This window comes from Anaeroplasma sp., from assembly GCF_034179385.1.
Taxonomy (GTDB): domain Bacteria; phylum Bacillota_I; class Bacilli_A; order Acholeplasmatales; family Anaeroplasmataceae; genus Anaeroplasma.
Genome location: NZ_JAXFPY010000062.1, coordinates 1 through 10,883 on the forward strand (window position 1 = coordinate 1; position 10,883 = coordinate 10,883).

Annotated in this window: 11 protein-coding genes and 1 tRNA gene; all 12 read left to right on the plus strand. The window is 31.6% G+C overall.

All coding sequences use genetic code 11. The annotated features are described in order from the left end of the window. Nucleotides 1–1,524: RHS repeat-associated core domain-containing protein (locus tag SPJ17_RS03875; protein ID WP_321092909.1), on the plus strand; the 1,524-nt coding region annotated here is incomplete at its 5' end. 56 nt (nt 1,525–1,580) lie between these two features. Continuing rightward, nucleotides 1,581–1,997, plus strand: coding sequence for a hypothetical protein (locus SPJ17_RS03880; protein WP_321092910.1), 417 nt, complete (start codon nt 1,581–1,583; stop codon nt 1,995–1,997). 134 nt (nt 1,998–2,131) lie between these two features. Beyond that, nucleotides 2,132–2,611, plus strand: coding sequence for a hypothetical protein (locus tag SPJ17_RS03885; RefSeq protein ID WP_321092911.1), 480 nt, complete (start codon nt 2,132–2,134; stop codon nt 2,609–2,611). 215 nt (nt 2,612–2,826) lie between these two features. After that, on the plus strand, nt 2,827–3,756 hold the full coding sequence (gene tig, locus SPJ17_RS03890; RefSeq protein ID WP_321092912.1) for a trigger factor: 930 nt from the start codon (nt 2,827–2,829) through the stop codon (nt 3,754–3,756). 129 nt (nt 3,757–3,885) lie between these two features. Continuing rightward, entirely contained in the window at nt 3,886–4,869 is a 984-nt protein-coding gene (locus SPJ17_RS03895; protein ID WP_321092913.1) for a ribose-phosphate diphosphokinase, read from the plus strand. A 4-nt stretch (nt 4,870–4,873) separates the two neighbouring features. Beyond that, entirely contained in the window at nt 4,874–5,440 is a 567-nt protein-coding gene (gene pth / locus SPJ17_RS03900; protein WP_321092915.1) for an aminoacyl-tRNA hydrolase, read from the plus strand. A gap of 150 nt (nt 5,441–5,590) precedes the next feature. Continuing rightward, on the plus strand, nt 5,591–6,691 hold the full coding sequence (locus SPJ17_RS03905) for a calcium/sodium antiporter (protein ID WP_321092916.1): 1,101 nt from the start codon (nt 5,591–5,593) through the stop codon (nt 6,689–6,691). Between the two features lie 85 nt (nt 6,692–6,776). Beyond that, entirely contained in the window at nt 6,777–8,492 is a 1,716-nt protein-coding gene (locus SPJ17_RS03910) for an MBL fold metallo-hydrolase (RefSeq protein WP_321092918.1), read from the plus strand. 11 nt (nt 8,493–8,503) lie between these two features. Next, nucleotides 8,504–9,454: a bifunctional oligoribonuclease/PAP phosphatase NrnA gene (locus tag SPJ17_RS03915; RefSeq protein ID WP_321092919.1), complete on the plus strand. Its 951-nt coding sequence runs from the start codon at nt 8,504–8,506 to the stop codon at nt 9,452–9,454. A gap of 48 nt (nt 9,455–9,502) precedes the next feature. Beyond that, nucleotides 9,503–9,577: transfer RNA gene (locus SPJ17_RS03920), tRNA-Gln, on the plus strand. 111 nt (nt 9,578–9,688) lie between these two features. Then, nucleotides 9,689–10,015: a type II toxin-antitoxin system RelB/DinJ family antitoxin gene (locus tag SPJ17_RS03925; RefSeq protein WP_321092920.1), complete on the plus strand. Its 327-nt coding sequence runs from the start codon at nt 9,689–9,691 to the stop codon at nt 10,013–10,015. Then, a complete protein-coding gene (locus SPJ17_RS03930; RefSeq protein ID WP_321092922.1) occupies nt 10,005–10,697 on the plus strand; it encodes a Fic family protein in 693 nt (230 codons plus the stop codon). The genes SPJ17_RS03925 and SPJ17_RS03930 overlap by 11 nt, the downstream gene beginning before the upstream one ends. Nucleotides 10,698–10,883: the final 186 nt, after the last annotated feature.

A 10,883-nucleotide genomic window follows, 5' to 3' on the forward strand; every position in this document is an offset into this window, starting at 1 on the left:
GAAGTATTAAAGGATACGTATTCCTTTAAAACAAGATATAATGATGCTACCTATACCTCTTTACAAGTAAAGAAGGAAACATTTAAGATTAATAATACCAATTATGAAAGAAACTATACATTAGATTCCTTAGGTAGAGTAACCTCAATTACAGATACAACCTTTGGTTCTCATACCTATACATATAATGATTTAGGATACTTATCAAAGGATGATAATAAAATATTAGATTACGATAGTAATGGTAATATAAAGGATTATGGTACTAATCATTATGACTATGATACTTCATCTAGATTAGTATCTTACAATAATAATCCAATCGAATATGATACTATTCATCCATTTTTAATGAAATCCTATAATGGATACGAATACTCGTATCAAGGTAAAAGATTAGTATCCGTTAGTAAGGATGATAAGAGAATTAATTATACCTATGATTTAGAAGGCTTAATCATAAAAAAGAGAGTAACTATTGTAGAAGGTGATTATCCTGTTTCAACAACTACTACAAATTATTATTATGATAACAGAAAGCTAATAAAAGAAGTATGTGGTAATAACATAATTGATTATTTCTATGATGAAAACAATCAGTTATATGGATATAAAGAGAATAATACTATATACTTTTATATAAGGGATGTATTAGGTAATATCATAGGAATTATAGATAATAATGGTGTAATAGTATCTAAATTTGATTATGACGCCTTTGGTAACATCATAAATCAAACAGGAACTGTAATATCTAATTTCAGATGTAAAGGATATTATTATGATACAGATATAGAATTATATTATCTAAAGAGTAGATTTTATAATCCTATACTTTTAAGATTTATTACCCCAGATTCTATAGAATACCTAGATTCATCGAGTATTATTGGATTAAATCTATATGCATATTGTTGGAATCAACCAATAATGTATTCTGATCCTAGTGGACACTTACCTGAATGGGCAGCATGGTTAATTAGTGGAGCAGCCATAGTAGGTGGTATCGTTTTATGTGCTACTGGCGTTGGTGGTATTCTTGGTGGTGTATTAATTGGTGCTGGAGCCGGTTCTTTAATTAATGGTTATGTAACAAAAGCTAATGGAGGAGATTTTACTGCTAGTTATATTGGCGGTGCTATTTCTGGTGCGTTGTGTGGAGTGGGTGCCGGGTTAGGAGGAATGGCCTTTGCGGCGGCATCTGAAGTAGCTAATCTCGCATGTGTAGGTTATATGGCTCTAGGGGTTACCGCTTCGTTTGCAGGAGGTTTTGCTGGAAATTTAGCAGGAACAGTTTATACTAGTTGGCATAGCTCAGAGTTCAAAAATGTAGATATTAACTGGGGAGAATCATTAGCAACATCTGCGATTATGGGTTCATTAAATATTTTGGCTGGTAAGGGATCTGCTATGTCTTCAATTGCTGGATCTATGGGTAGAGTGGCAACAGATGTAAATTCTAAATTTGCCTTAAGATTCTTAGCTGGACTAATTGCTGGTGGTACAGAAGCCACTTATGATTAACATCATATTTAATTGGTAAACTAATTTCATCTTTTTAGTCATTAGGAGGAAAGATTATGTTAAAAAATAAATTTTATAAAAATCTATTCCAAACGATATCATACTTTGCTGTGATAATGGTTTTCGAGATATTGTTACTTGTAGGCTTTTTTACAAGTTTAAGTTATGGACAAAATTTTGGTTGGATACTATTGATAATATCTTTATCTTTAATTGTTTTGTTCTTTCTAATAGGATTTTATTGGATTTTCCAAATTATATACTTTGATGAAAGCGGCATTAAAATATTATTCAAAAATAGAATTGTTAAACAACTTAAATGGGAAGAAGTAGATACAATAGAAGAAGCAAATATAATGAGAAATCCAGCACTTAAAATTAAGGCTTTTGATGGAACAGAAATTCATTTAGATAAAAGAAAGCAAATTGTTAAAACGATTGAAATATATTCGCAAAATAAAATAATAAAATAATTGTATTATACGCAAACTTGCAAGGGGTTGTGAAAAAAACCTAGGTTTTGAAGATTTATTCTTTTCCTAGGTTTAACAGCCTTTTTAATATTCATAATTATGATTTGTATTTGGTAAATGATAATATGCGGTATATGGCATATAGGAATGAAACTAAATTATATATACTCGATTATGGGCTAATAACAATAAGAATAGACGATGAGAATTTGTGTATTAATGATGGAAATTTTAACGTTAGAAATAAGGCAATATTTCAAACGATAGAAATTCATGGTAATGATATATATTTTGCACTATATGACTATAAATGTGATTGCATTCCAAAATATACTTGTTTATGTAATTTTAATAATGTTTTATTATATAAATATAATTTAAGTACATTAATGTTAGAATGTGTTACGAATTTGCCTTCTCAATCATATATCATTAATATGTGTCCACTTATATATTATTATGATTCAAAGATTTATAAAGAAAATGAGAAGATTTTGGATTTTAATATAGAAATGGGGAAGGAATACAGTATTCAGAAACTAGATGAAAATAATATTAAGAAAAGGACTTATGCAATGATCTATTATGATGATATTTTTGCATCTGAAATCTAAAAAGGATTTGTAATAAATATCCTGAATGCGCCAAAATGAATTGTACCAATTAAGTCAAGAATTAATAAACCTCGATTTCCTAAGCGTTTATTGTTTGATTATGATAATTGCGGAAATAGATTATGCCCAGTTTTTGGGCATATTTTCTTTTCTTCTTTCAATTTTTAGAAGAATCCTATATAATGGTTTTAGTTTATGAAAGTGAGAATATAAAAATGAACGTTAGCAATTATAAGAATTTAAATGTTGGTAAGAAGGAATTTACTCCTGCAACTAAAGAAGAAATGAATCAGGAATTAAATAATTTACTTAAAAGCAAGATTACCTATAAGGAAAAGGAAGGCAAGAGTGCTTTAGGTGATACAGTAAATATTGATTATAAGGGGTTATTAGATGATGTACCATTTGAGGGTGGTACAGCTGAAAAATATGATTTAGGCTTAGGCTCTGGTTCCTTTATTCCTGGCTTTGAGGAGCAATTGGTAGGCTATTCTAAGGGGGATGATGTCGATGTACACGTAACCTTCCCAGAACAATACCATGCGGAAAACTTAGCTGGTAAGGCTGTAGTTTTTAAATGTCATATTCATGAGGTAAAGGAAAAGGTTACTCCAGAATTAAATGATGAATTTGCTAAAGGCTTTGGTCTTGATTCTTTAGAGCAATTAAAGAATGAGCTTGCTCGTCAAATGAATGCGAAAAAGAAAAATGATTTAGATAATGAATATTTAGGTAGATTAATTAAGAATATTGTGGATAATTCTGAAATTGAAGTATCAGATGAGGTTATGAAAAAGTCTGTAGATGAAATCTATGCTTATTATGAAAGTCAGGTTGCACAATATGGCTTAAATATGGATTCCTATTTAGCTATGCAGCAAATGAGTGTTGAGGATTTCCGTAATCAGCTTGCAGATCAAGCTATGGCACAGGCCAAAGGAGATCAATTACTCGAGTATGTAGCAAAAAACGAAAATATTGTTGCAAGCGATGAGGAAGTAGAGCGTGAGCTTTCTATGTATCAAAATTATTATCAGATTCCAGATGAGGAATTTAAAAAGTTTAAGGAAGAAAGATTAGAGGATGTTAAAGCAGATATTTTAAGAAGAAAAACTGCATTATTCCTAATTGAAAACAATAATTAAGGAACATAGCCGAAGAAATTCGGCTATTTCTTATTCAAGAAACCACTTTCAAGAGGTCAAATCTAGAATTATTTTTTGAATATGCTATAATCTATAATGGTTTAAAACTATTTAGGAGGGAAATTTCTCATGTCAATCTTATTGGGAAAAAAAGTAAAAGTTTTCACATTATCTTCAAATCCAGAATTAGCACAGGAAATCTGTGATTCTATTGGTATTCCACTTTCTGATTGCGAGGTATTACATTTCGCAGATGGTGAAATCAACGTCCAAATTAACGAAACAGTACGTGGACACCATGTGTTTGTAATTCAGCCTACAAGTGCACCAGTTAACGACCATTTAATGGAATTATTAATTATGTGTGATGCACTTAAAAGAGCTTCTGCAAAGACGATTAACCTTGTAATTCCTTATTACGGCTACAGCCGTCAGGACCGTAAGGCAAGAAGCCGTCAGCCAATTAGTGCTAAGCTTGTTGCAGACTTATTACAGGTTGCAGGTGCAAATAGAGTTATTACAATGGATATTCATGCAGCACAGGAACAGGGCTTCTTCGATATTCCTGTAGATAACTTTATGGGATTGCCTATTTTAGTAAATTATTTAATGGATAAGCATTTAGAAAATGTTGTTGTTGTATCTCCAGATCATGGTGGAGCTACAAGAGCTAGAGAATTCGCTAAGATTCTAGAGGCTCCTATGGCTATCATTGATAAGAGAAGACCAGAACCAAACAAGATGGAGGTTATGAACATTATTGGTGATGTTAAGGGTAAAACTTGTATCTTAGTTGATGATATGGTAGATACTGCAGGTACACTTACTGTTGGTGCAAAGGCATTAAAGGACGCTGGTGCTACAGCTGTATATGCTGCTTGTACTCATGGTGTATTATCTGGTCCTGCAATTGAAAGAATTAAGAATTCTGTATTAGAGGAAATGATTATTACAAATACAATCAAATTACCTGAAGAGAAGAAAATTGATAAGATTACAGTATTAAGTGTTGGTCAGCTACTTGGCCATGGTATTTTAAGAATCTTATCTGATGAACCATTATCCGGTTTATTTACTTATACATACGATAAGAGTAAGAGAGAATTATTATAAAAATATGAAGCTAATAATTGGACTTGGAAATCCTGGCAAGGAGTATTTGAATACTCGTCACAACGCAGGATTTATGGCAGTAGATGCTTTCGCAAAGAAGCACGATATAACCTTTAGCCTTGAGCCTAAAATGAAGGGAATGCTTGCCCAGGTCAATTTAGGTGGAAATAAGGCAATATTACTTAAGCCAATGACTTATATGAATTTGTCTGGTGAGGCAGTAAGCTTAGTTATGAATTTCTATAAAATTCCAGTCGAGGATATTTTAGTCATCTCTGATGATTTAGATTCGCGCCTTGGAAGAATAAGACTTCGTGCTAAAGGAAGTGCAGGTGGCCATAACGGACATAAGAACATTCAAATGCACATTCATACAGAGGAATATAAGAGAATTAAAATAGGAATTGATCGATCCGATGTCATTCCTGTTATCGATTGGGTATTAAAAAAATTTGACTCTAGTGAGCTTTCAATTATGAATTCTGCAGTAGAAATTGCAGCAAATGCAATTGAGGACTTTATTTTAGGAAAAGATTTTGTTAAAATATCATCAGAGTATTCTTCAAAATAAATATTATTACTCGCAGGGAGTAGAAAGCCTAGTAAAAGGGTTGTAATACCGACAATCGCGGCGTAGGGCCCGGTATTATATTAAATTTTGAGACTGCAGTACCTTATGGTGGTACTGTGGTCTTTTTGTTTCTAAAAAGGGGGTATACAAATGTTTTTAGATTTTGTTGATTCTTGGATATCTAGCTGGACTATTGGGAATTGGAGTATTTTGTTTTTTGTAATTTTTTTGATTCTTGGAGTTTTTTTCTTAGTAAAATGTTGTGACTTTTTTGTAGATAGTGCTGCAGCAATTGCGAAAAAGGCTCATGTGTCTCCTTTGGTTATAGGACTTACAATAGTAGCGATGGGAACATCATGCCCTGAGCTTGCGGTATCCGCATCCGATTCTATTTCTGCATTAGTGGATTCTATATCTACAGGTACAACAATTCAAGCTAATATTGCGATGGGTAATGTTGTTGGATCTAACATATGTAATATTTTATTGGTATTAGGATTATCGATTATATTCACACCAATTATAGTTAAAAAGGCAGTAATGAAAAGAGATTATCCGTTTTTAATTGGTGCATCTTTATTATTTGTTTTATTTGGTATTTTCTTTGGTATTTCCTCTATAGTAGGTGATTATACGATTATGCGATGGGAAGGAATTGTCTTTATTGTATTAATGGTAGCCTATTTAATTTATCTAATCTTAGATAGCAAAAAACATCCAAGTGACGAAGAGGATGAAGAAATAAAAGATATGCCTGTATGGAAGGCTATACTATTCTTAGTTTTAGGCGCACTTGGAATTGCCTTAGGCGGAGAGCTTGTTGTTGTAGGGGCTAAGAATCTAGCTGTAATGGGCGCAACCGCAATTGGTATTGAGGCAAATTTGGCTGAAAAGATTGTAGGACTTACGATTGTTGCGGTAGGAACATCACTACCTGAGCTTGTAACCTCTGTAATTGCAGCGAAAAAAGGCCAGGTGGATATGGCCCTAGGTAATGTCATCGGTTCAAACCTTTTTAATATTTTATTCGTATTAGGTATTTCTGCAACCATTAATCCAATCGTTGCAGATAGTACAATTATCTTTGATTTAGTATTTATGATGACAATAACTTTATTACTCTTCGGTTTATCCTTTACAGGTAAGCTAAAGAAGTGGATGGGATTTTTATTCTTAGGATTATATATAGCCTATTTAGTTTATTTAGTTTTAAGAGTTGTTTTAGCATCAAAGGGTATTTGGTTACCTTAATGCCAAAAAGGGAATTTTTCCCTTTTTTTCTTTCGAAAATACGAATATTTATGATAGAATGATACTGTAGGTTGGAGATGATTATATGGCAAAGAAAAGAAAAACAAAAAAGGCAATAAAAAAAGCAAAGAAGCTTGCTAAAAAAAGCCCTAAATTATTTATAACCTTAGTTGTATTATTCGTCATTATAGCTATTGTATTCGTTATCTTGTGGAAAGTAGGAATTATATCCTTTGGAGATAAAAGAAAAGATTCTCCTGTTGAGGCGACTACAAATCAAGTAGGGGAAACTACAACATCTACAGAAGATATTGAAGAAAAAAGCTATAGCTTTGATAGCAATTTAAAATATTATAAGGTTGAATATGATTCTATAAATGATGAATTCATTGTAAAGGAAGAATCTATCTTAGAAAAAGAATCCTTATATGTTATTGCAAAGGATGTATCCGGTGTGGTATCCTTATATATCCTAGAGGATAATCATCCAAAGGAAGTATCCATAGGCATTTTACCTACCAAGGTAGAAAAGGAATATGTTTGGATTTTTAAGGAAACTAAGGATTTAAAGAATGAATTTGTAAAATATGTAGGTGGGATTGTTGAAGATATTTGTTATGATGAATTCCAAATTCATTTTATGATGCTTGGAAATGATGCCGCAGGAGATTGTACCTATATTAAGGCTGGAGATACAGATATTTTAATTGATGCTGGCTCAACGAAAGAATCCTATACTACAACAAGTGCTTATATTAATAAATATTGCAAGGATAAGAAGCTAGAATATGTCGTTGCAACACATGGTGATGCAGATCATATTTATGCATTCCCTAAATTCTTCCAAAATTATGAGGTTGATACTGTTATTGATTTTACCTCTGAAACCTATACACAGTTTCAAGCATTTAAGAATTCTGGTAAATCCTCAAGAGATTATTTTGCAGGCACAACAAAAACAACATCTGCCTATGGCAATTACCTAAATGCCAGAGATACCTATGCAAAAAATCATTATACGGCAGGAGATTGTTATTTGAATTTAAATGGTGCGAAAAGAACATATCAGCTATCTGAACATGTAACTATGGATATCTTATATAATTATTATTATTATGATAATGATAATAATGGCAAAGCTGATTCAAAAGACGAAAACAACTTCTCTGTATTAACTTTATTCACTTATAACAATAATGGCTCATATCATAGATTCTTCTTAGGTGGAGATTTAGAGCTTGAAGGGGAAGAAAAATTTGCTGAATATTATGATGGCTCAACAAATGAAAAAACAATGTATTCTGTTGATTTATATAAGGCAGGACACCATGGCTCTAAAACATCATCGAATGATTGCTTATTAGATGTATTACAACCAAAGCTTTGTGTTGCCTGCTGCTGCTGTGGTACAGATCAATATACCGCAAATACAGATAACCAATTCCCAACTCAGGATTTCATTAATCGTATTGCAGAATGGACGGATAGAGTCTACGCACCAACGGTATGTAATTTTGAAATTGCCGTTGCTAAGCAAGCAATAGACAAAAATGGCAATTTAAAATATGACAAGTATGGTAACCCAGAATCGGATAAGGTTGGCGCTAAGGTTGGAGAAGAATATATACATTCTACAGGCTTTAGAGCTATGAATGGTAATATTATTGTTTCATCGAATGGTATAAATATTGGCCTTTGGGCTTCAAATAATTTAATAAAACTTAAGGATAGTGAATGGTTTAATCAAACCATTACATTAAATGGCATAGAAAGAAAGATGAGGACTTGGCCAACGAAGTAGAAGGAGGAAATATGGAACATATTTTACAAAAAATTAAAGAATTTAATAAAATTATTATTCATGGTCATTCAAGACCAGATGGAGATTGTATTGGAACTCAATATGGCCTATATCATTTAATTAAGGCATCATTTCCAAAAAAGGAGGTTTATGTAACTGGAGAGGTATCCGATTATGTATCCTTCATTGGAGAACCAACATTACTTGATGACGCATTATTTCATGATGCATTATCCATTTGTGTAGATTGTGGTGCATCAAATCGATTATCCGATGGTCGCTTTACAAAATCAAAATACGTAATTAAAATTGATCATCATCCAAATGTAGAGCCATATGGAGATTATGTGTATGTAGATACAACCTCTCCTGCATGTGCACAAATTATTACAGAATTTTATTTAAAATTTAAGGATGAACTCGTTTTAAATAAGGAAGCAGCTACTGCATTATATACAGGTATATTAACTGATACAGGTAGATTTAAATTTGATTCTGTAAACGCAAGAACCTTTAATGCTGCGGCATGCTTAGTTGATCATGGAGTTGATTTAGCATTTATCGACAATAAGCTATCTGTAGAAACACTAGATACCCTAAAGCTTAAGGGTTGGGTATTAACAAACTTTAAGATGAGCGAGCATGGCTTTGCCTATATTGTATTAAAAAGAGAAACTATAGAGCAATTTAAGGTTTCTGATGAGGATGCATCCAATCAGGTATCTACAATATCTACAATAGAAGGATGTCCAGTTTGGGCTTTATTCATTGAGTATCCAGGTGAAATTAGAATCAGATTAAGATCTAGAGGCCCTGTGATTAATGCTTTAGCCTCAGAATATGAAGGTGGAGGACACCCTAAGGCTGCAGGAGCTAAGCTTCCTTCTTGGGATTCGTTAGATTCATTTGTAAAAAAAGCGGATGCTTTAGTATATGAATATAAAAAGTCTCTTGAAAACTAGAAAAAAATTTAGTAGAATAATAAGGGTCTTACAAAAAGACCCGAAAATAGGACTATAGCCAAGCGGTAAGGCAAGGGACTTTGACTCCCTCATGCGCTGGTTCGAATCCAGCTAGTCCTGCCATTAAAGAATAATAGAGACCTAGTAAAAGGTCTTTTTTTCTTTTGAAGAAAGGAAAGTGAACTTGTTGATTATGTATCACGAACGTGATACAATTACATCAAGGTGATGAATATGAAAAATGAAGTAATACACGCAAGAATATCTGAAGATATAAAAAAAGAATCTGAAACTATATTGAATAATATTGGGATGACTTTAAGCCAATCCATTGATTTGTTTTTAAGACAGGTTGTTTTAAAGAGAGGAATTCCTTTTGAGTTAAATGATATTTCTAATAAAAAGGATGATATCGAGGAATTAGCTTATATCATTAATTCAGTTGATGGTAATGAGCCTCCAGTGGAAGCAAAAAAATTAATTCATCTATATTCGTTAGGATATATTGATTATGAAACAGCAAAATTTGGTATTGTGAGATTATTTACGAATGGTAGATAAGTATATATATCCCGGAACAAGGGTTTTAATTAATAAACTTGATATTAAAGATGAAAAAAAATTAGATGGTGCTGAATATTCAATTGTGTCTTTGAACATTAATAATTTAATTAGAAATCCCATTTTAATTAGATCTTTAAAAGATATATTTGTGATTCATAAGATATTATTTTCTGATTTATATGAATGGGCTGGAAATAAAAGAAATATCAACATTTATAAAGAAGAACCTATTTTAGCTGGTTTATCTGTTAATTATTCAGATTACAATAGTATAAATACTGATCTTAATAAATTAGACAAAGAATTTATTAAAATGAATTGGAAAGAATTAAAATCTAAAGAAAAAATAGATAAAATAGTATGGTTTATTTCAAAATTATGGAGGATACATCCATTTAGAGAGGGAAATACTAGAACTGTAACAACATTTCTATACTTATTTGTTAAGCAGATAGAATTAAAGGTAAATATTGATTTTATAGGAAAGCATGCTAAATATTTTAGAAATGCACTAGTTATGGCATCGATAGATGAATATAGTGAATATGAACATTTAACCAATATTTTAATGGATTCAATTTCTCTTAAAGAAATTAATGAAAATAAGTATAAAACAATTAAAGAATATGAAGTTGAAAAATATGCTTATCAAACTCATAATATTAAGAATAATGAATAGTGGTTGGTGAATTAGGGATTTTATTAAAAATAAAAAATAAGAAGAGGCTGTAAAAAAATAAATTTCAGCAATGAGATTTAGAGCTTACAGCTCTTTTCTTTTTGCCCAAAGACTTAAATAATAAAAAATACCCATTTTTGGGCATACTTAAAAGGAAAACCGCAGTTTTCAAAAATTTTTTAGCTT

Excerpts from the sequence above, each read along its gene's own strand:
- SPJ17_RS03880 (WP_321092910.1), top strand. The coding sequence starts at position 1,581 with ATGTTAAAAAATAAATTTTATAAAAATCTATTCCAAACGATATCATAC.
- SPJ17_RS03885 (WP_321092911.1), top strand. The coding sequence starts at position 2,132 with ATGGCATATAGGAATGAAACTAAATTATATATACTCGATTATGGGCTA.
- tig (WP_321092912.1), top strand. The coding sequence starts at position 2,827 with ATGAACGTTAGCAATTATAAGAATTTAAATGTTGGTAAGAAGGAATTT.
- SPJ17_RS03895 (WP_321092913.1), top strand. The coding sequence starts at position 3,886 with ATGTCAATCTTATTGGGAAAAAAAGTAAAAGTTTTCACATTATCTTCA.
- pth (WP_321092915.1), top strand. The coding sequence starts at position 4,874 with ATGAAGCTAATAATTGGACTTGGAAATCCTGGCAAGGAGTATTTGAAT.
- SPJ17_RS03905 (WP_321092916.1), top strand. The coding sequence starts at position 5,591 with ATGTTTTTAGATTTTGTTGATTCTTGGATATCTAGCTGGACTATTGGG.
- SPJ17_RS03910 (WP_321092918.1), top strand. The coding sequence starts at position 6,777 with ATGGCAAAGAAAAGAAAAACAAAAAAGGCAATAAAAAAAGCAAAGAAG.
- SPJ17_RS03915 (WP_321092919.1), top strand. The coding sequence starts at position 8,504 with ATGGAACATATTTTACAAAAAATTAAAGAATTTAATAAAATTATTATT.
- SPJ17_RS03925 (WP_321092920.1), top strand. The coding sequence starts at position 9,689 with ATGAAAAATGAAGTAATACACGCAAGAATATCTGAAGATATAAAAAAA.
- SPJ17_RS03930 (WP_321092922.1), top strand. The coding sequence starts at position 10,005 with ATGGTAGATAAGTATATATATCCCGGAACAAGGGTTTTAATTAATAAA.